Origin of the sequence: Marivirga atlantica, assembly GCF_016734805.1 — a bacterium.
GTDB lineage: Bacteria > Bacteroidota > Bacteroidia > Cytophagales > Cyclobacteriaceae > Marivirga > Marivirga atlantica.
The window spans coordinates 529,360-553,553 of record NZ_JAERQG010000001.1 but is presented as its reverse complement, the minus strand read 5'-3'; the positions used below and the strand labels follow the sequence as shown (position 1 = coordinate 553,553).

24 protein-coding genes are annotated in these 24,194 nt (G+C 36.2%); 17 read left to right on the top strand and 7 right to left on the bottom strand.

The window, feature by feature from the left end; all coding sequences use genetic code 11:
- Positions 1–88: 88 nt before the first annotated feature.
- Positions 89–1,576 carry a cysteine--tRNA ligase gene (cysS, locus tag JKP34_RS02530; protein ID WP_201917378.1) on the bottom strand — a complete coding sequence of 496 codons (1,488 nt, stop codon included), beginning with the start codon at positions 1,574–1,576 and terminating at the stop codon, positions 89–91.
- A 297-nt stretch (positions 1,577–1,873) separates the two neighbouring features.
- Between cysS and JKP34_RS02525 the strand changes: the two genes are divergently transcribed.
- The 9 genes from JKP34_RS02525 (at position 1,874) to JKP34_RS02485 (ending at position 13,859) form a co-directional block, all read left to right on the top strand.
- Complete coding sequence (locus JKP34_RS02525) at positions 1,874–2,341, top strand: ribosome maturation factor RimP (protein WP_201917376.1); 468 nt, start codon at positions 1,874–1,876, stop codon at positions 2,339–2,341.
- Position 2,342: 1 nt separating this feature from the next.
- Positions 2,343–3,590 (top strand): transcription termination factor NusA, encoded by a 1,248-nt coding sequence (gene nusA / locus JKP34_RS02520; RefSeq protein WP_201917374.1) that lies wholly within the window; start codon positions 2,343–2,345, stop codon positions 3,588–3,590.
- A gap of 59 nt (positions 3,591–3,649) precedes the next feature.
- The gene (infB, locus tag JKP34_RS02515; protein WP_201917372.1) at positions 3,650–6,520 is read left to right on the top strand and encodes a translation initiation factor IF-2; all 2,871 of its coding nucleotides are present in this window, start codon (positions 3,650–3,652) and stop codon (positions 6,518–6,520) included.
- A gap of 135 nt (positions 6,521–6,655) precedes the next feature.
- The gene (locus JKP34_RS02510) at positions 6,656–7,225 is read left to right on the top strand and encodes an RNA polymerase sigma factor (RefSeq protein WP_201917370.1); all 570 of its coding nucleotides are present in this window, start codon (positions 6,656–6,658) and stop codon (positions 7,223–7,225) included.
- Positions 7,222–7,965, top strand: a complete 744-nt coding sequence (locus JKP34_RS02505) for an energy transducer TonB (protein WP_201917368.1) — start codon at positions 7,222–7,224, stop codon at positions 7,963–7,965. Before JKP34_RS02510 ends, JKP34_RS02505 begins: the two co-directional genes overlap by 4 nt.
- A 90-nt stretch (positions 7,966–8,055) precedes the next feature.
- Positions 8,056–10,431: an FG-GAP-like repeat-containing protein gene (locus tag JKP34_RS02500; protein WP_201917366.1), complete on the top strand. Its 2,376-nt coding sequence runs from the start codon at positions 8,056–8,058 to the stop codon at positions 10,429–10,431.
- A complete protein-coding gene (locus JKP34_RS02495) occupies positions 10,428–11,927 on the top strand; it encodes a PorP/SprF family type IX secretion system membrane protein (RefSeq protein WP_201917364.1) in 1,500 nt (499 codons plus the stop codon). The genes JKP34_RS02500 and JKP34_RS02495 overlap by 4 nt, the downstream gene beginning before the upstream one ends.
- 111 nt (positions 11,928–12,038) lie before the next feature.
- The gene (locus JKP34_RS02490) at positions 12,039–13,178 is read left to right on the top strand and encodes an acyl-CoA dehydrogenase family protein (protein ID WP_201917362.1); all 1,140 of its coding nucleotides are present in this window, start codon (positions 12,039–12,041) and stop codon (positions 13,176–13,178) included.
- Between the two features lie 78 nt (positions 13,179–13,256).
- On the top strand, positions 13,257–13,859 hold the full coding sequence (locus tag JKP34_RS02485) for an MCP four helix bundle domain-containing protein (RefSeq protein ID WP_201917360.1): 603 nt from the start codon (positions 13,257–13,259) through the stop codon (positions 13,857–13,859).
- Positions 13,860–13,865: 6 nt separating this feature from the next.
- Here the strand turns inward: JKP34_RS02485 and JKP34_RS02480 are convergent, their stop codons facing one another.
- Positions 13,866–14,234 (bottom strand): hypothetical protein, encoded by a 369-nt coding sequence (locus JKP34_RS02480; protein WP_201917358.1) that lies wholly within the window; start codon positions 14,232–14,234, stop codon positions 13,866–13,868.
- A 124-nt stretch (positions 14,235–14,358) separates the two neighbouring features.
- On the opposite strand from JKP34_RS02480, the gene rpsU reads away from it, so the two are divergent.
- The 7 genes from rpsU to JKP34_RS02445 all read left to right on the top strand — a co-directional run bounded on the left by rpsU (position 14,359) and on the right by JKP34_RS02445 (position 19,949).
- Positions 14,359–14,550: a 30S ribosomal protein S21 gene (gene rpsU, locus JKP34_RS02475; protein ID WP_201917356.1), complete on the top strand. Its 192-nt coding sequence runs from the start codon at positions 14,359–14,361 to the stop codon at positions 14,548–14,550.
- 51 nt (positions 14,551–14,601) lie between these two features.
- Positions 14,602–15,507 carry a tyrosine-type recombinase/integrase gene (locus JKP34_RS02470; protein ID WP_317193645.1) on the top strand — a complete coding sequence of 302 codons (906 nt, stop codon included), beginning with the start codon at positions 14,602–14,604 and terminating at the stop codon, positions 15,505–15,507.
- Positions 15,508–15,532: 25 nt separating this feature from the next.
- On the top strand, positions 15,533–15,832 hold the full coding sequence (gene hpf / locus JKP34_RS02465; RefSeq protein ID WP_201917352.1) for a ribosome hibernation-promoting factor, HPF/YfiA family: 300 nt from the start codon (positions 15,533–15,535) through the stop codon (positions 15,830–15,832).
- 122 nt (positions 15,833–15,954) lie between these two features.
- Positions 15,955–17,127: a tetratricopeptide repeat protein gene (locus JKP34_RS02460; protein WP_201917350.1), complete on the top strand. Its 1,173-nt coding sequence runs from the start codon at positions 15,955–15,957 to the stop codon at positions 17,125–17,127.
- An 11-nt stretch (positions 17,128–17,138) separates the two neighbouring features.
- Positions 17,139–18,461, top strand: coding sequence for a hypothetical protein (locus tag JKP34_RS02455; RefSeq protein ID WP_201917348.1), 1,323 nt, complete (start codon positions 17,139–17,141; stop codon positions 18,459–18,461).
- A 67-nt stretch (positions 18,462–18,528) separates the two neighbouring features.
- Entirely contained in the window at positions 18,529–19,389 is an 861-nt protein-coding gene (nadC, locus tag JKP34_RS02450) for a carboxylating nicotinate-nucleotide diphosphorylase (protein WP_201917346.1), read from the top strand.
- An 83-nt stretch (positions 19,390–19,472) separates the two neighbouring features.
- Positions 19,473–19,949: a YcxB family protein gene (locus tag JKP34_RS02445; RefSeq protein ID WP_201917344.1), complete on the top strand. Its 477-nt coding sequence runs from the start codon at positions 19,473–19,475 to the stop codon at positions 19,947–19,949.
- Positions 19,950–20,010: 61 nt separating this feature from the next.
- Here the strand turns inward: JKP34_RS02445 and JKP34_RS02440 are convergent, their stop codons facing one another.
- Positions 20,011–21,024, bottom strand: a complete 1,014-nt coding sequence (locus JKP34_RS02440) for a M28 family peptidase (protein ID WP_201917342.1) — start codon at positions 21,022–21,024, stop codon at positions 20,011–20,013.
- A 292-nt stretch (positions 21,025–21,316) separates the two neighbouring features.
- Between JKP34_RS02440 and JKP34_RS18270 the strand changes: the two genes are divergently transcribed.
- The gene (locus JKP34_RS18270) at positions 21,317–21,451 is read left to right on the top strand and encodes a hypothetical protein (protein WP_262895646.1); all 135 of its coding nucleotides are present in this window, start codon (positions 21,317–21,319) and stop codon (positions 21,449–21,451) included.
- Between the two features lies 1 nt (position 21,452).
- Here JKP34_RS18270 and JKP34_RS02435 read toward each other — a convergent pair whose 3' ends face one another.
- From JKP34_RS02435 to JKP34_RS02420, 4 genes are all read right to left on the bottom strand, one after another.
- Positions 21,453–21,917 (bottom strand): MaoC family dehydratase, encoded by a 465-nt coding sequence (locus JKP34_RS02435; protein WP_201917339.1) that lies wholly within the window; start codon positions 21,915–21,917, stop codon positions 21,453–21,455.
- A gap of 43 nt (positions 21,918–21,960) precedes the next feature.
- Positions 21,961–22,833, bottom strand: a complete 873-nt coding sequence (locus tag JKP34_RS02430; RefSeq protein ID WP_201917337.1) for a bestrophin family protein — start codon at positions 22,831–22,833, stop codon at positions 21,961–21,963.
- A gap of 85 nt (positions 22,834–22,918) precedes the next feature.
- Entirely contained in the window at positions 22,919–23,617 is a 699-nt protein-coding gene (locus JKP34_RS02425; protein ID WP_201917335.1) for an SIMPL domain-containing protein, read from the bottom strand.
- Between the two features lie 42 nt (positions 23,618–23,659).
- On the bottom strand, positions 23,660–24,193 hold the full coding sequence (locus JKP34_RS02420; RefSeq protein WP_201917333.1) for a hypothetical protein: 534 nt from the start codon (positions 24,191–24,193) through the stop codon (positions 23,660–23,662).
- Between the last annotated feature and the right edge of the window lies 1 nt (position 24,194).

Here is a 24,194-nt window from a genome sequence, read left to right as displayed (position 1 = left end):
TGGTTTTTGACTTTAATTAAAGAAAGGCATTACTCAATGTTACTTTAAAATGAGTAATGCCTTTCTCCCAAAACCCGAGGCCTAACTACTACTCTTCATATCCCCACTCTACGCTGCTTTTCATGTCTTTAATGATTAGCTTGTTGGTTTTGAGGATATTTCTGATTTCATCTACCTGCTCGTAATTCTTCTCTGCTTTTGCCTTTTTATAAAACTCAAGCATAGCATCAACCAGAGGACCGGCAGCCGTTGGCATTTCTTCTTTAAGGCCTAGTACCTCTTCCATAAAAGAGATATATGTTTCTTTAAGTCGGTTAAAAGTATCTTCACCTATTTCTGTAAACTTTAGCTGACCCGTTTGCAGTGAGTTGATTTTCTTAACCAGATTAAACAATTCTGCTATTGTTTTAGCGGTATTGAAATCATCATTCATAGAATGGTAGCAGTTATCACATATTTTATTAATCTGCTCTATCTGCTTGTCATTCTTTGCTCCATCATCAGCTATATAGTTTAATGATTTTACAACCTTTAATCCATTGGCTAATTTTTTATAGCCTTTCTGTGATGCTTTTAAGGCTTCATTACTAAAATCTAAGGTACTGCTATAATGAGTTTGCAACATGAAGAAGCGCACTGTCATTGGCGTATAACCCTGATCAAGCATTTTATGATCTCCAGTTACCAGTTCTGTTGGTAAGAAAGAATTGCCTAACGACTTGCTCATTTTCTGACCGTTTACAGTAAGCATATTGGTGTGAATCCAATAGTTTACAGGCTTCTTTCCAGTAGCTCCAACTGATTGAGCAATTTCACATTCATGATGCGGAAATTTCAAATCCATTCCTCCACCGTGTATGTCAAATGTTTCACCCAAATACTTGGTGCTCATTACTGTACACTCTAAATGCCAGCCGGGAAAACCATCTCCCCAAGGTGACGGCCAACGCATGATATGGTCTTCTGAAGCATTTTTCCATATAGCAAAATCTAAGGGGTTATTCTTATCCGTTTGCCCATCTAATTCTCTTGTATTGCTCAATAGGTCTTCAATTTTTCGACCACTTAAAATGCCGTATTCATGTGCCTCATCAAACTTATTTACATCGAAATATACGGATCCATTTACTTCATAAGCCCAGCCTTTTTCTAAAAGTACTTTAACAATTTCAATTTGCTCCACTATATGACCTGTGGCTGTTGGCTCAATATCAGGTGGTAAGGTATTGAACATATCCATCACCTGGTGGAAGCCATTGGCATAACGCTGCACAATTTGCATAGGCTCTAAATTTTCAAGCTTTGCCTTCTTCCCAATTTTATCTTCTCCTTCATCAGCATCACCAACCAAGTGGCCTACATCAGTTATGTTGCGCACGTATCGCACTTTATAACCTAAATGGCGCAGATAGCGATTAATCACATCAAAACTCATAAAAGTACGCACGTTACCCATATGCACATCACTATAAACAGTAGGTCCGCAAACATACATGCCCACAAATGGCGGATTGATAGGTTCAAACAATTCCTTCTTGCGCGTAAGCGAGTTCTGAATTTTGAGGTCTTTAATCATGCCGTAAAATTATAAAAATGCATTTGATAAACATTGATAAACGTTTATTCTTTGAAAGGTTTGAAGATTTCCGTTCGAATCGAGCAGGTTATACCAAAAGATTCTTAATTATAAATTTTGAGAACATTGTAAGATGTTTAGTAAATACTTAAAAACAACCCTCAACTCACACAGACTTAATTTATTATTAAAATAAGCCTATTTGTTTTGCTCAGATATTTCTTCTAAATTTGCACAAAGTTAGCATTTAACAATTGTGAGGGGACTTTAAAGTCCCCTCTTTTTTATCGTAGCGGCATGGAATTGAATTCAATTATTGAAGGATACCTTAAGGAAATCATAACTGATCCGCAGTATTTTGTGGTTGAGATTGTAATTTCCGGAAACGACAGAAAAAAAATTGTTGTGTTATTAGATGGTGATAATGGTGTAGATATAGACTATTGCGCCAGTGTTAGTAGGCAATTGGGCCACCGAATGGAAGAAGATGAGGTGTTAACAAACGCCTACATTTTGGAAGTTTCATCGCCAGGTTTAGATCATCCTTTAATGAATACACGACAGTATATTAAAAATATAGGTCGTGATGTAAAGGTAGAAACTAGTGAAAAAACCATTAAAGGTGAACTTCTTAAGGTTGAAAATGATTACATCATCGTTAATCAGCTTGTAAAGGAAAAAGGTAAAAATAAAACAGTTGAAGAGGAAACAAACATTCCCTTTAGCGATATACAAAAGACTAAAGTCTTAGTTTCATTTAAGTAACATGGACACTTTAAATTTAATAGAATCGTTCGCTGACTTTGCTCGGCAGAAAAACATTGACAGACCAACAATGATCCGCATCCTGGAAGATGTGTTCAGAACTATGATCCGTAAAAAGTACGAAACGGATGATAATTTTGACATCATCATCAACGCGGATAAAGGCGATTTGGAAATCTGGCGTTTCCGTGAAATTGTTGATGATAATTCTGAAGACATCTGGGAGCATGACAAAATAAGCTTGTCTGATGCTAAAAAGATTGAACCAGATTTTGAAATTGGTGAAGAAGTAGCAGAAGAAGTTAAGCTAATCGACTTCGGAAGAAGAGCTGTAACTACTGCGCGTCAAACCTTGATTCAAAAGGTTAAAGACCTTGAGAAGGATATTCTTTTTGCTAAGTACAAAGAGTTGGTAGGTGAAATCATTGCTGGTGAAGTTTATCAAATACTAAGCAGAGAAATTCTATTGACAGATGCTGATGGTAACGAATTAGTATTGCTTAAATCTGAAATGATCCCTAAAGATCGATTTAGAAAAGGGGATAACGTTCGTGCAGTAGTACACAGAGTAGAAATGATCAATGGTAATCCAAAGATCATTCTATCCAGAACTTCTCCGGTATTCCTTGAAAGACTATTCGAGCAAGAAGTGCCAGAAGTATACGATGAGCTTATCACTATGAAAAAAATAGTGAGAGAGCCGGGCGAAAGAGCTAAAGTAGCAGTTGAATCTTACGATGACAGAATTGACCCTGTGGGTGCTTGTGTAGGTATGAAGGGCTCAAGAATTCACAGTATTGTAAGAGAATTACAGAATGAGAATATCGATGTAATTAACTATACTGATAACCTGGAGCTTTATATTCAGCGTGCTTTAAGTCCTGCAAAAATATCTTCAATCAAAATTGATGAAGAAAATAAAAGGGTATCAGTTTACTTAAAGCCTGATCAGGTGTCATTAGCCATCGGTAAAGGCGGACAAAATATTAAATTAGCCAGTAAATTAGTAGGTCTTGAAATCGATGTATTCAGAGAGCTTTCTGAATCAGAAGAAGAAGATGTATTGATTGATGAGTTCAGCGATGTGTTGGAGGACTGGGTAATAGAAGAACTTAAAAAGATAGGTTTAGATACAGCAAAGCGTGTGCTTGAATTAGGCAGAGAAGAGCTAATCAGAAGAACCGACTTAGAAGAAGAAACTATTGACGAAATATTTAAAATATTTAGTCAAGAATTTGAGCAGGAGTAATAGGTAATAAAGACCTCCCTGTTTAAATCAAAATTTTTTAGAAGAACACAAAAGCATTTATGTCAGAAGAAAAAATGATGCGTCTCAGCCTTGCGGCCAGAAAATTGAATGTAGGATTATCTACAATCACAGATTTTCTGAGCAATAAAGGTTTTGAGGTTGACAGCAAACCAAATTCTAAAATCTCAGAAGAGCAGTTTAACATGCTCGCGAAAGAATTTGCCAGCTCTGCTATGGAAAAAGAGGAGGCCTCTGGCCTTACCATAGGTAAAAAGCATGCTGGCAATGTTGTAATTGATTCTGAAGGAGAAACAAAAGAGAGCAAAGAGGACGAAGAAGAAAAAATCCTTATCAAAAACTCAGGATCATCATCGGCTGAAACTTCTGATAAAAAGACTTCTGAAAAAGAAGAAAAGAAACCCGAAGAGGATGTTCACAAATCTGAAGCGCCTAAGCTTCAGGGTATAAAAGTTTTAGGTAAGATTGATCTTGAGGACAAGAAAAAGCCTCAGCCTGAAGCCAAAGAAGAAAAGAAAGAGGAGCCTAAAAAAGAAGAACCTAAGAAGGAAGAGAAAAAAGAGGAGCCTAAACAAAAGGTAGAAAGTAAGAAGGAGGAGAAGAAAGAAGAACCTAAAGAAGAAGCACCTAAAGAAAAGGCTGAAGAGAAGAAGCCTGAAGTTAAGAAAGAGGCTCCAAAGGAAAAGACTGAAGAAAAACCTGAAAAGAAAGAAGCTGAAGAAGAAAAACCAGCAGATAAAACCATTTCTGCCAAAGCTGATTCTTTAAAAGGACTTACAGTATTAGGTAAAATTGAATTGCCTAAGGAAAAAGAAAGAAGAGGGAAGAAAGGTGTTAAGCCAGTTGCCTCTTCCGATGATAAAAAAGAAGGCAAAGGTAAACGTCCTCGTAAAAGAATACAGCCTGGTAGCACTGCCGGTAACAGACCTCAGCACGATCCGCGTGCTAAAAACCAAAAAGGCGGTGGCGGTAGAAATACTGGAAGAAACCAGAAGGCAGAACCAACTGAAAAGGAAATTCAAGAACAGATCAAACAAACCATGGCCCGATTAAGCGGCAAAGGCAGCTCAGGCGGTGGTAATAGATCAAAATACAGAAGAGAAAAAAGGCAAACACAGGCCGATAAAAGGGAGGGCGATCTGCAAGCGCAGGAGCAAGAATCTAAGGTGTTGAAAACAACAGAATTTGTTTCAGCCAATGATTTAGCCTCTATGATGGATGTAAGCGTAAACGATGTTATCGCTAAATGTATGGCCTTAGGCATATTTGCTTCCATTAATCAAAGACTTGATGCTGAAACTATCACAATTATTGCCGATGAATTTGGTTATGATGTGAAGTTCACTGAAACAGATGATGAAACTGAAGTTATTGTTGAAGAAGATAAGGCGGAAGATCTTTTAGAGAGAGCGCCAATCGTTACAATAATGGGTCACGTTGACCACGGTAAAACATCATTACTAGATTTTATCCGTGAATCAAAAGTTACTGCAGGTGAAGCTGGTGGTATTACACAGCACATTGGTGCTTACGATGTAATGACAGATTCTGGTAAGAAAGTAGCATTTCTAGATACACCTGGTCACGAAGCATTTACAGCAATGCGTGCCAGAGGTGCTAAAATTACGGATGTTGCCGTAATTGTAGTGGCTGCTGATGACGCAGTGATGCCTCAAACTAAAGAGGCTATCAATCACGCACAAGTAGCTGGTGTACCAATGGTAATTGCCATTAACAAGGTTGATAAGCCAAATGCCAACCCTGATAAGATAAAAGAAGAATTGGCTAATATAAATATCTTAGTTGAAGACTGGGGTGGTAAATACCAGTGTCAGGAAGTTTCAGCCAAAACAGGTGCAGGTATTGAAGACTTGCTTGAGAAAGTATTACTCGAGGCTGAAGTACTTGAGTTAAAGGCTAACCCTGATAGAAAAGCAACAGGATCGGTTGTTGAGGCAGAGCTAGATAAAGGTAGAGGTTACGTTACCACAATCATGGTACAATCGGGTACTTTGAAAATTGGTGATGTAATGTTGGCCGGAGCTCACTATGGTAAAGTAAAGGCTATGTTCGATCACAGAGGTAAAAAGCTTGATCAGGCCGGGCCATCAACACCGGTATTAGTTTTAGGTTTGGATGGAGCACCTCAGGCAGGAGATAAGTTTAACGTAATGGATTCTGACCGTGAAGCAAGAGAAATTGCCAATAAACGTGAGCAGATTCAGCGTGAGCAATCTATGCGAACTAAGAAGCACATTACACTTGACGAAATTGGTCGTAGATTGGCGATTGGTTCTTTTAAAGAGCTTAATGTAATTATCAAAGGTGATGTGGACGGTTCTATTGAAGCCTTATCAGATTCATTATTGAAGCTTTCTACCGATGAGGTTCAAGTTAACATCATTCATAAAGCAGTAGGTCAGATTTCAGAAAGTGATGTGCTACTGGCTTCTGCCTCTGATGCGATTATTTTAGGTTTCCAGGTAAGACCTTCTGCTAATGCAAGAAACATTGCCGATAAAGAGGAGATTGAAATTAGACTGTACTCAATCATTTATGATGCCATTGACGAAATTAAAGACGCAATGGAAGGCATGTTGGCTCCTACTACAGAGGAAGTTATCACGGGTAACATTGAAGTAAGAGAAATCTTCAAAATCTCTAAAATTGGTACAGTTGCTGGTTGTATGGTAACCGATGGTTATGTGAAGAGAAACAATCAAATCCGTTTAATTAGAGACGGTATTGTGAAGTACACCGGTGAAATTGATCAATTGAAACGTTTCAAAGATGATGTAGCTGAAGTGAAAAAAGGTTACGAGTGTGGTATCAGTATCAAGGGATACAATGATATTAAAGTTGGAGACGTAATTGAAGGCTTTGAAGAAAGAGAAGTTAAAAGAACCTTATAAGGTTAACAATAAATCAAAAGAATTCGAAAAGCATCCTGTTAATAGCAGGATGCTTTTTTTGTTTTAAGGAATTTTTCAATTTGTCTGTATCTTTTTCGGGCTTTAGCATTATAAAGTTGAAAACCGTTAAAAAAGTTGGAAGATTTAATCTCATATACAGAACACTTAGTGAATCAGGAACAAGAGAAATCACTCATTGAGGAGGCGAAAAATAATCCTCAAAGATTTAAGCCATTATACGAGAAGTATTATGAGCGAATTTACAAGTTCTTATTGAAGAGGCACACCAATCTGGATATTGCAGAATCATTAACATCAGACACCTTTTTTAAAGCCATAACAAAGCTAAAGAAGTTCAAGCAAAAAGGCGCTCCATTTAGTGCATGGTTGTACCGGATTGCCCTCAATGAATCAAACATGTATTTCCGAAAGCAGAAGAAAAAGCAAACGCTTTTGCTCAATGAGGATGTAGTTCAAAGTTTATCGGAAGAAATAAAGCTTACAGAGCACGTAGATGATTTTAAACCCGTTGAGCATGCTTTTAAAAAGATAAAGAAGCATGAGCTAGAACTACTACAACTACGGTTTTACGAGTCCCTATCTTTCAAAGAAATAGGTCAAATACTGGCCATAACAGAAAATAATGCAAAGGTAAGGTGTTACAGAATATTAGATAAAATAAGAATAGCCATTGAAGAGTCATGAAAATTAATCTAAAACATAAATTACCTGCCATAAGCAATGCTGAAATTCGGAGTAAAAAGGACTTCGATGGCTTACTTCATAGAAGGAATCAATTTATCATTAAGCGAAATAAGAAAATTAGGCTTATTAAAAACTTAAGTTGGAGCATATTAGCACTTGCTATTCTTTCCACTTCCATATTTGTACTAAACAGACATAAACAAGAGAAGAAAAAGGTTTTCCTCGCCCCTATATCAGCTTTAGAGCAGGACTCAATACTGTTAGAGGAACCAACACCTATTAAAGTGAAAATGAAACCTGCAACTGATACTCAAGAAAATCAGCATAAAAGTAAGACAGGACAGAATGAAAATGATGATAGGCTAAATAACAATGAAAGAAATGAGCAACCACAAAAAGAGTCGAGCCCTGAAAAAATCAAAACAGTAGAAGAAAGATTTCAGCAAGCTTATCCAATTGTAGGTTTCGACTCATTGTACGCATATCTCAACAACTCAATAAGGTATCCCGAAAGCACAAATCAACCGGACACGGTTAGCGGAACTGTAAATGTGTTGTTTACCATTGATACTGCAGGAAAAGCAAAGAACATAGTTATAGAAAACTCATTAGGTGAAGCATTTGATGAGGAAGCCAAAAGGCTCCTATTAAGCATGCCGTTATGGGAACCTGCCAGAATGAACGGTAATGCGATTGAAACTAAAATGAGTCTGCCGTTAACTTTTAGTAAATCTGAATGAGGTAAAATGAAACAAATTATAATATCACTACTAGTATTCATTCCCCTTTTGGCAACTTCCCAACAATTTGAAAGCCAAGATTCGATTATTGTGAATAAAAAAAATGTTCACAGTCTCAACTGGATAGATATTGATAAGGATGGGCAACCAAATCCAATTGTACAAATTAATGATGACTCCTTAGGATTTATTATTGTGTACGATTCCGTTCAGGGTTTGAGCTCGGATACACTAATAATTCCGGGCCTTATCGCCCATCCATTACAGTTTGAAGATGTGAATAATGACAACAGCTTAGAGATAATAGGATTGTTAGATGTAGGAGATAGGTTATCCATGAACGTCTTTCAATTGGACGGTAATACGCTCAACAGTATTTATAATAAAAGTGTGAATAAGGTAACGTCTTTTCACATAGCTGATTGGAATAATGACGGGTATAAAGATATCCTTTTAAATTCTCCAAGACTGCAATTGATTGAGAATAGTAAAAGCGGATTTTCTACAGACATCATAGAAATTGAAACTTTCGAAAACCAAAAGAGTCTATTGTTTGCTGACATCTCAAATAATGGATATCCTGATATAATAGTAAATGCTATTCATGGCCCAGGGTCGCACATATTTTTCAATGAAAAAGGCGCAATTATCAAAGACTCTGTCATATCTGTAGACACAGTGCACAATATCTCATTCGGTGATATTAATTTAGATGGAAAGCTAGACCTATTCATTGCTTCGTCAAATTCGATTAGAATCATTTATGAAGACTCGTCAAAACTAAAGAGTATTAATTTTGATTCCATAGCCGCAAATATAAAAGGAAGAATTGATTTTAGTTTTATGGCTGATTTCAACTCTGATGGTTATCTGGATTTAATTATAAAAACTAATAATGCTGATTCTGTGGTTAACTCATATCTAATTGAATCCGATAGTCTGTTAAACTTCTATATAGATACACTGCAACTAAGTTCCTCTGGTATTTATAATGCGTTTTTTGATAATGATGAGGATGGTGACTTGGACATTCTGGAACTTTCGAAAGACAGCAGTATCAATATTATTCATCAATATGAAAATAAAGAAGAAGATAAAAATTACGGACCATCTAGACCCTCTTACCATACTGATATTACAACATCTAACGGAACCATTTTAGTTTGGTCGAATTCCTTTGACGATCACAGCCCTGAACAAAATCATACCTATGATATCCAATTAAGCTCTGAAGAAAGAGGAACCGAAATAATTGCCCCTAATTATAGCGTTGATTATCCGCTATATAGGATTTTAGCACAAAGAGGTAACCTCTTATTCGCCAATGAGATTGGTGTTTCTGGTGATATAGGTAAAACTCTCTATTATGGAATACAAGCAATTGACAATTCTCTTTCTGTTATCCCTACTGATGGAAGTGGTAATGGTGGTTCAGGATCGTCAGATTGCCCTCCAGGAATAGCTTGCGGAAAATTTCAAATATGTTCACCAGATTCAATACAATATAAGAGCATGTTCGCATGTGAGGGCGAATCATTAATTTTAGAAAACGACACACTACGCACTGCTTGGTATTCGAGCAATCAAGGCTTCTTAGGAATAAGCAATGGCATAATTTATAATACTAATGAGCTGGATACTGTTTACTATAATAGTATTGATAAGGCAGACTGTTCAGATAATAATGCTATCATAATTACACCTCTGGGAGATGAGTTATTTGCTAATGAAACTATTGAGTTTTGTCAACCTACATACATTAGTTTAAATACTTATACTATTTTAGATAGTGCTTTATGGGTAAAATTAAATGGTTTTGAAAAAGATACGCTACACTCGGAGCTATTCAATGTTATTTCCTCAGATACTTTAATAGCATATCAATATGCAAATTCATGCCTAATAGCAGATTCGCTTACTATTAAATACGATACAACATCCGTAACAATAACAAACGGTGACCTTATAGAAATTACGGAAGGTGAGGAATTACAATTACAAGCGACTAATGCCGATAACTATTATTGGTCACCAAATGCGAATATTAATGATGTTGAATCGCCTCAGCCTATGGTATCTCCTTTAGAAAACACCGTTTACTATGTTGAGGGCTATAAAAATGGAACTTGTCAAACAATAGACAGTATTAGAATAAACGTTAAAAAAGAGGCTTTTATACCAGAATTATTCACCCCAAATAATGATGGGACTAATGACAAGTTACTGATCTATGGCTTAAACCAAGTAGAAGGATTTCATTTTCAAATTTACAATAGAAAAGGAAATCTCGTCTTTGAAACAACAGATGCTGAATTTATGCGCTCAAGTGGCTGGAACGGTGAAAGTAGTAGTGGTCCAGCTCAATCAGGGATATACTATTGGAGAGTTTCAGGAAGTTTCACAGACAGCAATCAGGAACTAAAACTCAATAATTCGAAGGAAGGTAAAGTTCACCTTACGCGATGAAAGCAAAGATTCTCCTAATTTTTGTATTATTTTATTGTATTAGTTCGAAGGCTCAATACTTTAATTTTAAAATGTATGACTTTTCGGATTCAAGAGTAAACCCTGCATACTCCTCTGTTGATTCATACTGGAAAGCAGATCTCATACACCGAAGACAAAATACTGGGACAGAATATGGATTCGAAACAAATAACATAGAGGTCTCAGTTCCATTTTTAAATTCAAAGAGAGCTTGGTCAGGGTTCAATGCCGGCTTTCTAAATGATCAAACTAGCGGTAATTCAATTTACAAACTAAATAGTTTGAGAGTAGGCTACTCTATTAATGTTCCGTTAAGAAGACTACTTTCAATTAGTTTTGGAATACAAACCAGCTATAGCAGGCGATCATTTAACTCTTTGGATCTATCAACTGGTGCTCAATTTATTGAATACCGAGGGTTCGATACCGGACTGCCGTCTGGTGAAACCTTTGGTGTTCTTAATCAAACAGATGGCTATCTTGGCCTCGATGCAGGCATTATTATTAGAAAGCTAACTAGACGCAAATACTTAGAGCAGGAAATAGGTCTATCTGTTTATAATATTAATAACCCAACTATTACTAATGGAGCACTTTCTGAATCAGTAGAACCAGTCTTACTTGCAACTTACAAAAGAGTGATATATCAAGAGCTTCGCTTAAAGATTTTGCCTGAAGCGTTGATCAACCTAAACAAGAACGGTAACCTATTACTAGCTGGAGCAAGGTTTCAGTACTTTCCAGATAACATAACAAATGAAGAAAGACATTTAGATCTGGTAACGAAATTCAGCACAAATAGTGAACTAATTTGCGCAGTTCAATATCAAATGAAAAACCTCTCATTTGGTTTTAATTATGATGTAGCCATATTCAACAAAAATGTTGTGAATTCTAGTGCATTTGAAATAGCCATAGGCTTCAGAAATAAGAAAAATTTAAAGAAAGCTAAAGTCCAAGAAGAACAAGATAATAATATACCGCACTTTATGATTGAAAGATTAGACCCTCTGAAACCACTAGAATCAAAGGGACTTCAGAGTAATGGTAAAATTAATAAAGTAACTATTCAACCGGCAGACGACTCAATAATAAAAGAGGCAAAAACCGGTAAATTTTCATTTCTTTCACATGTAGTAGAATCTCCATCTTATACATTCAATTTTGGTTTTGATGAAACTCAATTATCGAAAACTGACATTAGCTATTTGTCAACAATTGTTGAAATACTAAAAGACAATAAACAGGTTAAAATCGATATAATCGGCCATACCGATGATGTCGGAAGCTCTAATTACAACTATAAGCTAGGCTTAGAAAGAGGCCGTATTGTGCAAAAATACTTGTTAAAAAATAAAGTTGATGCCAATCAAATAAATCTAATTAGCAAAGGCGAAACCCAACCACTAAAATCAAATTCTACTGAAAATGGGCGTTCAGCCAATAGACGAGTAGAATTAAAACTTACTTTTTGATCTTTTTAACAATTTAAATGCCGAAAGAGCCAAACCAATTTAACTAACGAATGTTAGTTAGATGTCGAAACTTTAGTATCTTTGACATCCGAAAAATAAAAATATTTACCTATGGATTTTGGCTTGAACGAGAATCAGAAAATGATTGCACAAATGATACGCGACTTTGGTGGCAAAGAAATTACTCCTAAGCGCGATCAGTGGGATGAAGAACAATATTTTCCAGTAGAAGTAATGAAAGGACTTGGAGAACTTGGCCTTCTTGGGGTTTTAGTGCCTCAAGAATATGGCGGTTCTGGCTTCGGTTATGAAGAGTATGTTACAGCCATCATGGAGCTCGCTAAAGTTGATCCTTCCATAGGTTTATCAATGGCTGCCCATAACTCCTTATGCACAGGACATATATTACAGTTCGCCAAAGATGAACAGAAAAAAAAGTGGTTACCTAAACTGGCAAGTGGTGAATGGATAGGTGCCTGGGGCCTTACCGAACCTAATACAGGTTCTGACGCAGGAAATATGAGAACTACGGCAGAGCAAGACGGTGACTATTGGGTAATAAATGGTGCCAAGAACTGGATTACCCATGGTAAATCAGGTGATGTAGCAGTTGTAATCGTTAGAACAGGAGAAAAAGGTGACTCACATGGAATGACGGCTTTCGTAGTGGAACGTGGAACAGAAGGCTTTAAAGGTGGAAAGAAGGAAAATAAATTAGGCATGCGCCTTTCAGAAACTGCCGAAATGATTTTTGAAGATTGCCGTGTGCATCAAGATAATATGTTAGGTAATGTTGGTGAAGGTTTTATTCAAGCCATGAAAGTTTTAGATGGTGGCCGTATCTCAATTGCCGCATTATCATTAGGTATCGCAGAAGGCGCCTATGAGGCCGCTTTGGCATATAGTAAAGAACGAGAGCAATTCAATCAGCCAATTGCTAACTTCCAGGGAATAGCGTTTAAACTTGCTGATATGGCCACTGAATTAGAAGCTGCGAAATTACTTACCTTCCAGGCTGCTGACATGAAAAACAGAGGGGTGAATGTCAACAAAGAATCAGCCATGGCAAAGTACTACGCATCTGAAGTGGCAGTAAGAAACTCAACTGAGGCTGTTCAAATTTTTGGTGGCTATGGCTATACTAAGGATTATCCTGTTGAGAAATTCTATAGAGACTCTAAACTTTGTACCATAGGAGAGGGAACATCTGAAATTCAGAAACTTGTCATTAGCAGAGCAATCTTGAAGTAGAACACTTCCGCTCGTAAAACCTTGGTATTTATTGTAGCGTTATACTTAAGCGAGTAACCAGGTTTTATCAACTCTATTATGACTGTATACAACAAAGTAAAGTGGGTATTAGGAATTTTAATGGTGTTTTTCCTGATACTCACTACCAATCTTATTGATAGAAATAGCTTTTCAAAAGTTAAAGATTCCGTAGTATCTATCTATGAGGATCGTTTAATTGCTAAAAACCTCATTCTTAAATTATCTGCTCTAATTCATGAAAAAGAATTAGCGCTCGCTAAGAAAGACTCCTCCTTCTTTAATGAACGCAACACAACAGTAAATGCTGAAATAAAACTTCTCCTGAATTCATATCAGCAAACAAGTCTCACCAAAGAAGAACAAGACGCTTTTAGCAGCTTAAAGTCAAAAATAGAAGCGCTAATGAGTGATGAGGCCAATAATGAACCGAAAGCTCTTTTATATTCAAAATCTGAATCGCTTCAGAAAAAAACACATGCGATTAAAGATGTACTTATCAGCCTTTCTGAAATACAGCTGAAGGAAGGTCAGAGACAAATGTTAATAAGCCAGCGTGAGTTAGACATGGTTGAGCTTTTTACACATATCGAAGTATATGTGCTTGTCTTATTAGCTATTATTATTCAAGTTGTCGTATTATATCAACCGAAGAAAAGTTAGTGTATTTTATTTAAGTTTTAGCTCGGTACTACTACGTTCTATTATCTGATATACAAATACGTCATTGTCCCTACCATCCTTAACAATTAGTTTATCATCCGTCAATTCAAAGCTGCCATCTACGGTGAGTTTACCGTCAGTTGGGGCAATAGTATTATATTCACAGCTACCATCTGGCCTAAAGTAAAAATACTGTCTAAAGCGAGCAGGAGGTAAATCAGCACTTCCACTTTTTACAAATAGCTTCACATTGTGCTCATCTTTTTCTCTGTAGTGTAACCATTTACCCGATAACTGCCCTTGTTCAAGATTTAAATCTGATGAGTTAAGTAGAGTAATAACTATTAAGATAACGTTTAGTAAAAATTTAGACATAACTATTTGATTTATAAAAGATAATTGGAATATACGAATAATAAATCTACCTTTGCAGTCCTTAAAGAAAAGACTCATAAATGCTTTTCTTTAAATGCTATTACAACGGAAGGAGGTGTAAAATATGATCGTAGTAAACGTAAAAGAAAATGAATCTATCGACAAAGCGCTTAAACGCTTTAAGAAGAAATTTGAGAAGACTGGTGCATTGAAAGAATTGCGTTCTCGTCAGCACTTCGTAAAACCTTCTGTTAAAAGAAGAAAAGAAGTTATCCGTGCCTCTTATAGGCAAAAAATGAGAGATATGGAGAGCTAAGATATCTTAGCTTTTTTCAATACTATTTACTAAGTTAGTATTCTTCCGATTATGGAAAGGGTACTAACTTTTTTTATGCTCAATACTTTCCTCAAATACCTTCAGTTTGAAAAACGCTACAGTAAGCATACGCTTATTTCTTATGAAACTGATCTAGAGCAATTTCAAGACTTTATATCCGAAGCATATCAACTAAATGATCCTACAAAAGCCGAGCATCGGCATATCAGGGCTTGGATAGTTAAGTTAATGAATCAGAAAGTTAGTGCTACTTCTACTAACCGGAAAATAGCAGCGCTACGAACATTTTATAAATTCTGTTTATCACGTGATGTTATCAAGCAGAATCCAACCTTAAAGATTCAAACTTTAAAGACTGCTAAAAAAATCCCCCAATTTGTACAGGAAGCAAGCCTTGACAATCTGTTAAATAATTTTGATTTCGAAGATTGCTTCGAAGATAGTCGAGACGCTTTAATCCTTGAAATGCTATATGGCACAGGTATCAGGCTATCCGAATTAATAAGTACCAGACATTCAAGCATTAATACCTATCAAGCACAGTTAAAAGTTTTAGGGAAAGGCAACAAGGAGAGAATTATTCCGCTCCATAAAAAATTAATTGATAGGATAACACAATATAATTTTCATAAAAAAGAACTCTTTGGCTACAACGACCACGATATTTTACTCGTTACAAATACTGGAAAACCAGCATATCCAGTAATGATTTACAGAGTGGTAAGAAAATACTTAGATTTATTTACAACCATAGATAAAAGAAGCCCACATGTATTAAGACATTCGTTCGCTACACATTTATTAAATAAAGGTGCAGACCTTAACGCGGTTAAAGACCTACTTGGTCACAATAGTCTTGCTGCCACTCAGGTTTACACCCATAATTCGCTTGACAAACTCAAATCCGTTTTTGATCAGGCACATCCTAAAGCATAAGTTTAACCCTTAAAAAGAAAAGACCATGAAGCTACAAATGCACTCTATTCACTTTGACGCAGATGAGAAATTGTTAGATTTTATTCAGAAAAGAGTAGACAAACTAGAGACCTTTTACGACAGGTTTATTGACGGTGAGGTTTTTTTAAGGCTTGATAAAGACGATCAAAACTCTAATAAAATTGTAGAAATTAAACTGAACCTGCCAGGAGCACAAATATTCGCTAAAGAACGTAAGGACTCGTTCGAAGCAGCAGCCGATGCTTCTTGCGAAGCTCTTAGAAGGCAGGTAAAAAAGAGAAAAGAAAAGCAAATGGTTCATTAGAAGCCAATTATCTTAATTCACCTATTTAGAGCCCGAAGTATTTCGGGCTTTTTTAATGAACATTAAGCCTTCAAAATCGGTATGCTATTTGATATTTAGAATAAGTACCTTTTTAAATTATTATGATTAACAGGATTCTAATTTTAGTATTCATTCTCATTGTAAAGTTAAATACCCTAAGTGCACAGTATTTAATGGAGCAGGACAGTAACATATTAATTAACAATATGTACATACAAATGGAGGTTACTGCTACGGTTAATGCTATTTACAACGCGGAGCACGAGAAGGCTGAAAAAGATTTTAGATGGATCAGATATAGATTTCCTAATCATCCACTTCCTTACTTTTTATACGGCCTAAATGAGTGGTGGAAAATTCTTCCTGAGCCACAGAATAGAGAATACGATGATAGGTTTATTGCTTATATGGACAGTGCGATCTACTATGCCGAGAAAATTTTTGAGGAAGATGAAAGTAACATTGAAGCCGCCTTCTTTTTGGCAGCAGGACATGCTTTTAAAGGTAGGCTTTACGCTGAAACTGGTAGTTGGACCAAGGGTGCCTTTCAGGCCAAATCAGCATTAAATTATCTTGAGCTAAGCAAGGGAAAGAAAGACCTGAGTCCCGAGTTTTTATTTGGTGATGGGCTTTATAACTACTATGCAGAATGGATCCCGGAAAACTATCCGATCCTGAAACCGGTAATGCGTTTGTTTGATGACGGTGATAAGGAATTAGGGCTAAAACAGCTCACCACAGTTTCAAGAACAGCCTTCTACACCAGAACTGAGGCACAGTATTTTCTCATGAGAATTCTTTCAATTGAAGAAGACAAAATATATGAAGGGCTTCAAGTGAGTGAATATTTACATGAAACATTCCCACAAAACGCATATTTCCATCGCTTCTATGCCCGTCTATTATATTCAACCGGTAAAATAACCGATGCTGAGCGAGAGTGTCTAGATATAATGCAAGCTATTGATAGCGCTCAAACAGGCTACGGACCAACATCAGGAAGGTATGCCGGCTTTTTCCTAGGTCAAATTTATGAACGACAAGGAAAAACTGATGAGGCAGAGCATTATTACAAAAGAGCTGTAAGTTTTTCAGAGCAGGCAGAAGAAGAAGAAGCCGGCTATTATTTGTATAGTTTATTACACCTAGGAATGATTGCCGAGAAAAACGGGAATGAAGACCAAGCAAAAGATTACTACAAAAAAGTAAAGAAGAATGCCGACAGAGACCAGTCTGTTAGAAAAAAAGCAAAAGAAAAGCTTAAAGATTTGTAGTTTTAGGCTAAATGAAGCCGCTTGACCTCATAGTAACTCCTTTAGCCTTTTTCTTAATTATGGCCCTAGCCTATTTATTAAGAAAAACTACCGCATCTAATGAAACCAAGCGATATTTCTACCCTGCTCTTTTACTCAAAATTGTTGGCGCCTTAGGAGTAGGCTTTATTTATCAGTTCTATTATGGCGGGGGTGATACTTTTACCTTTTTTACCCATGGTGCCTCTCATGTTTTCGATGCCTTTGTAGATGATATTGGCACGGGATTCAAGTTGCTCACATCAAATGGTGAATTTGATCCTGAAACCTATAAGTACAGCTCCAAAATTTGGACCTATCGTGATGCAAGCTCATTTTTTGTGGTTCGGATAGCCTCCATTCTTAGCCTGATCTCTTTCAATGCTTATAGTTCCGTGGCCTTGTGGTTTGCGTTTCTTTCGTTCTGGGGACTCTGGCTAATGTACCAGGCATTTTATAGAATATATCCTGAACTAAATAAGCAGTTTGCCATAGCTATCTTTTTCATCCCCACTGTATTTTTTTGGGGAAGTGGAATTCTAAAAGACACCTTAACACTAGGAGCAACAGGGTTTTTAGTTTATGCCTTTATTCAGATTTTCTTTGAAAGAAGACGTATTGTTCTCAATATTCTTCTGGCTCTCATAATGGCCTATGTAATCTTTAACATTAAGCTCTACATATTACTGAGTATAGCGCCAGCATTAATTGTATGGTTTTTCGTATATAGGGTTGGTCGTATTAGCCAGGTAGCGTTACGGATTTTACTTGCTCCGGTATTCATAGGCTTGGGTTTGCTAATCGCCTTCTTATTAGCGCGTGAAGTAGGTGAAACAAGTGATCGTTATAGGCTTGATAAAATAGCAGAAACCGCACAAGTAACCGCTTATGATATTCGCTATTGGACAGGGAAAGATGCAGGTTCAGGCTATTCGCTTGGCGAGCTTGATGGTACTTACTGGAGCATGATAAAACTAGCACCAAGCGCTGTAAACGTTTCATTATTCAGGCCCTATTTATGGGAGGTGAATAATCCATTAATGTTATTATCCGCGCTTGAGGCATTGGCGCTCTTGCTGCTTGTTGTTTACATCTTATGGAAAAACCGATTCAAGCTTGTGATTCAAAGCTTAAAATCACCCATCATTCTTTTCTGCCTTATTTTTTCCTTACTTTTTGCCTTTGGGGTGGGTATATCTACTTATAATTTTGGTACACTATCACGCTATCGAATTGTAATGATCCCTTTCTTTCTTATCGCCTTATTCTTAATTGATTTTCATGCTCAAGTCAAAGAAGAAAATTTACAGCAATAGAATATTTGATCTTTCCTTAAAAGGCATAAAAACATTGTTAATTTTGTGATTATAAAAGACTAATCTAGTGGCATATAACTATTTAAAAGAAGAGTACATTAATCACTTTATTGAAGAAGCTATAAAGGAAGATGTTAATACTGGAGATCATTCTTCGTTAGCATCAATTCCTGAAGGGAAAGAAAGCAAAGCCCAACTCCTTATTAAAGGGAATGGCATATTGGCAGGGGTGAAGTTGGCGAATCACATCTTCAATTATGTTGATCCTAAGCTTTATGTTGAATACTTTAAAACAGATGGCGATAAAGTAAGTAATGGAGACATTGGTTTAGAAGTTTCTGGAAGTGCGGTCTCAATACTTACGGCTGAAAGATTAGTACTTAACTGCATGCAGCGTATGAGCGGCATCGCTACTTATACCCATAACATGGCTGCATTGATAAGCCATACTAATACAAAACTCCTTGACACCAGAAAGACCACTCCAAATTTCCGCTTAGCAGAAAAATGGGCTGTTCAAATTGGTGGTGGTAAAAATCATAGATTTGGCCTTTTTGATATGATCATGCTAAAAGATAACCATAATGACTTTGCCGGAGGTATTACGAAAGCCGTTGAAGCTACACAGGCCTACTTGAAAGACAAAAAGCTAGATTTAAAGATTGAAGTAGAAACAAGAAACTTAGAAGAAGTTAAGGAAACACTGGATACGAATGCAGTTGATGTTATTATGCTTGATAATATGTCCGTTGATATGATGAAAGAAGCTGTTACGCTTATCAATGGAAGGTGTGAAACTGAAGCCTCAGGAGGAATAACTGAAGAAACAATTGTGCCCATAGCCGAAACTGGAGTTGACTATATTTCCGTAGGAGCCCTAACTCATTCTTACAAAAGTTTGGACATCAGCCTTAAAGCTGTTTCCTGATACCAAGAAATCAAATATATTTGCAGTCCGAAATGATCAGCCACTAATCAGTGGCTTTACTTTTATATAAAAATATTACAGCAATGCTTGTAAAAACAAAGAAATACAAATTAGAAAACGGTACTTACATAAAAACAGGTTTATTGAATATCATTAAAGAGCAGTGGTGGGTTTCATTAATCGTAATTGCTCTTTGCTGTGGCTATTTTCTGGCTCCTAGTGCCTGGTGGTTTATTGGTACGGGAATAGCATTGGTACTTTATTTTCTGTTTTGGCTAATTCAATTTGCAGGAGTTACTCAGCTAGAGCAATACAAGATGTTGTTCGAAAAGTTAAGCTACGAAATTACTTCTCAGCAAATTCTGATTAAGCTAAATACTAAGCAAGGAATGCCTATTAAGTGGGATCAGATAAAAGCTGCTAAAGTAGGAAAGAACGCCTTTACATTAGTGATTTCAAAGGCTCAGTTTATTTACCTGCCTTATAAAATATTTAATACACAGAATGAGAGAAAGTTTTTAGAGACTATACTTAAGAGAAAAGAACTTATTAAGAAGTAAGCTTTTATTCTGCTAAAAAAGGCTCAGTTTAAATACTGAGCTTTTTTGTTTTATAGCAAATCTATTTCTCCTGGTAAATAACTTGTAGAACTGTTTGACCAACTGCTTTTAAGGTCTCTTGCGAAATAATATTCATATTGTCTTTATGGGTATGATGATAATCCGGGAAGAACTGCCCAGAAAGCGGATCATACGCTAAAATATCAACCATTGGAATCTTGCCATATTTATTCACATAATAATGATCATCTGTGATTGGTGGTACTTCATTAGGCACAAAATACTGTCCATAGCCTATTGATTCAGCAATATTCCAAATTTTATTGGCAATAGAAGGCGCAAACTTCATAGTCCAGCCTTCTAAATGAAAAGTAGCATTTTCAGCTCCAACCATATCAAACAATATTCCATAATAGGCTGAGTAACCTGAAACATGTTTATTTTTGGACCAATATTGTGAGCCAAGACACCACCATGAACCATCAGGATCTGCTGTTCGTACGTTCGGTCCATTATTAGGCTCTCCGTTATCTTCTCCATCAAAGAAAATCACATCTATACCAACATTAGGCTTTTGCTCAGACTGTTGAATGGTTCTTAATATTTCCAAAATTACCGCAACACCGCTAGCGCCATCATTTGCTCCATCGATAGGTTCATTTTGTCTTTCTGTATCTTTATCAGCCATTTTTCGGCTATCCCAATGGGCTGCCAACAGTATTCGCTTTTTCTTTTCTGGTTGTATGCTACCAATAATATTAGTTAAGTTCCAGCTTTCATTGTCATAAGTATCCATCTGAAACTTCTGGGTTTGAACCTTAGCACCAACGCTATCAAGCTGAGCTATTAGATATGCTTCCGTCAACTGATGTGCTTCCGTATTGGGTACTCTTGGACCAAAGGCCACTTGCTCTTCAACATATTGATAAGCCTTAGCTGCCGAAAAAGCAGGGGCCTTAACAACTTTTGCCTCTACTGTTTTGGTTTCTTTCTCCGACTTTTTATCGCCACAGCTATAAAGAGAAACAAGCAACAAGCAACAGAAAATATTGAGAATTGACTTTTTATTGATCATGGAAATTGTTTATGTGTCCGAAAGCCTCAGCTTAATGTATTGTTTAACTCGTTTTTTGAAAGTTTTTCAATTTATTAACAAATAATGTACTTGTGTAAGTATTAATTCATTGTTAACATCACAAATTTATCGAGATATAAACAGAATTCAGTAGTTATATTATATGTATTTGTCGATAATTCTTAAAAAACAGCCCTTTTTAGCAATGAGCGTAATGTTTTGGTCGTTAGCCATTTTTAGAGGCATTACTTTTAGGGTACCTTTGTAAGGTGTTAATATAACAGCATCAATTATGAAAAGAACGACTAAATTATTCGCAATAGTAGCAGGTGTAATCTTATTAGCTTCTGCTTGTGCACAACGTACATGCCCAACTTATGCTAATACCCCAGTAGAAAACAATCAGGAAATAGAGGCTACAGTATAATCTATTTCTGAAAATGATATAAAAAGACCAGAGAAGCTGTATATGCTGGCTTCTTTTCGTCTTTTATTTCTAGCGTAATGTCCAACTGCGCTTTACTCACTCCTCTTAAGTCAACTATTGAATTCAGTTTGGCTACTAGCCTTACTGCTGAACCTGTTCTTACTGGCTGATTAAACTTGAGTTTTTCAATTCCATAGTTGATCATCATTTTAAGGTTACTTACCTCAGCAATTTGTTCCCATAAATAAGGCGCCAAGCTTAATGTTAAATAGCCATGCGCAATAGTACCTCCAAACTGCGTCTCCTTAGCTCTTTCTTCATCCAGATGAATCCATTGATGATCTAAAGTAGCATCAGCAAATTGTTGAACTTGCTTCTGATCAATTACGTGCCAATCTGATACACCAATTTCTTTTCCTTCAAAAGCCTTAAATTCTTCAAAGCTGGTAATTTTTACAGGGTTCATAGTTAATGTTTATTTATAAGAATTTCCTATATACAAACTTATATTAATCTGCCATTAGCTCGTAAACATTTCTTTTTATTTTTTCGCTAAGTTCTTTAGTCGGTAAGTCATTTGCATCATTCCCAAAAGGATCTTCTATTTCTTCTGCAACCAGTTCTACGCTAACCAAAATGAAGAAGATCAAAAGTACTATTGGGATGCTTACATAACCAAACTCAGTAATAAAGGCAAAAGGCAAGGTAATAGTATAGGTAAAAATAAATTTCTTGATATACATGCTATATGAATAGGGAATAGGTGTGTTTTTTATTCTTTCACAACCACCAAGTATATCCGAAAGCTCCTTTAAGTCTTTATCGATTAAAAATAATTGCTTTCCTGAAAGCTTTCCTGAAAGATAAAGTCGATTAATTCTGTCTGTCAATGTCCAGATGATAGCATTGGGAATATGTTCCTTATCAACCAAATCTGCTATAATTGGAAATTCATTAAAGATTCTACTCTCCTTATTTAATTTGTCTTTTAGGTGCAACCTAAGAGATGCGGCGAATGCGGCAATTAAACTGCCTATTTCATTTTTTATTTCTTTGTCCGACTGAGGCAACATTACACTAATTCTTGTAGCCAAATTTCGAGAGTTATTGAGCAGGCTACCCCAAAACTTACGCCCTTCCCACCAGCGATCATAGGCTGAGTTAATTCGAAATACTAGGAATAAACCCAATACAATTCCTAATAAGGAATGAACAACAGTTGTGCTTTCAAACTCAAGTCCGAAGTAATCATCTATTAAAAAAATAATTAGTGCCGTATAAACACCCATAGCTGCTAGCGCAGGAAATAGTGTTTTAACAACCTGACGACTGTAAGGATGAAATATGAGTGCTAGCCAGGTACGTGGGTTGTATTTAACCATTTTAATAAATTAAGCAGGAAAAATACATTATAAAAGGTCAAAAGCAAAAGCAAATGACCTTTCTAATTAAGTTACCAAATACTTATTATTTAATGGAAAACACTATTTGTATTTCAGCTTCAATCTTAATGTTTTTAAAAGGTGCAGAGCTCTCCGTGCTTGAGGCCATATCCATAGCCATCATTCTATTATTGTTTTGATAGTAGTAAACAGGTTGATAACCTCTGGCATTTTCCTGAATCTCAATTACTCTTCCTAGTTCTTCTCCTAGAGGCTCTAATAAGGCCTGTGCTTTAGCTTTTGCATTTTTTATAGCTTCAATTTGAAGCGCTTCGTTCATCTCTTCAATTTTTGAATGAGTGTATTTTGATATTCTGGCATTCTCAATCCCTTTAGGATCAATTTTGCTTAAAATATTATTGATTACATCAGGTGAACTTACCTTCAGCTCAAATTGCTTTCGGGCCATGAAGTTTTTATTCTCTTCTCTCCAGTTGTAATTATAGCCATATACATTTTCAACAACTAGATCCTCACTAGGTATACCTGCCTTTTTAACCGCAGATGTCAATTGTTTTTCCAATTCAGCTATACCAATTTTACCGTCTTCCTTATAGCTGTACTCTCTCAATGTAATACTGAAGTAGATAATATCAGGTGAAACTTCCTTTTCAGCTTTACCTTTTACGGCAATGGTTCTGAGTGTCTCTGATAATTTTTGATGCTGTGCTTCCAGGCTAAAGCTTAATACAAGCAATACTGGAATGATAAGATACTTTTTCATAGTCAATTATTTATGATGGTAAATACAAGCAACATGCCAATTTTAAAGCACTCCTGTTAAACGGTAAAAATCATACATACTTACGCGAAAAGCTTCTCGGCTATCTTGATCAATAAAAAGTGGCTCAAGCTTTTGGCCTTTTCTTTTTATAAATAGTGTGTCTTCCTGTAATAAGTGATTATAGAGTTTAGTTAAAACCACTAACTCACCCTGTCTTCTTAAGTTTGGAAATTTAATTTCCTTCTTCTCACCTTTCTTTTGAAAATAGAACTTCGCATCCTGATTTGAAACGGAATCTTTAAGCTGCATAATGGAATATGCATTATTGGCCTTCCAACTTACCACTAAAGTTGTCTTTAAAGGAGTTTCTTCAGCATAATCATCATGCGTATATAACCTGAGGCCTTCTTTTTCCATGTTCTCAAGTGAATAGTTTGTCTGGCGCATGTTCCTAAAGAATAAATAGGCGTCATCCGTATAATTGAAGTTGAGCTTTTCTTCTTCAATTAACCTTGATGTACCCGTTGCGCAGGCAAAAATTAGAGCCATCATCAAAAAGAATATGGTCTTTTTCATT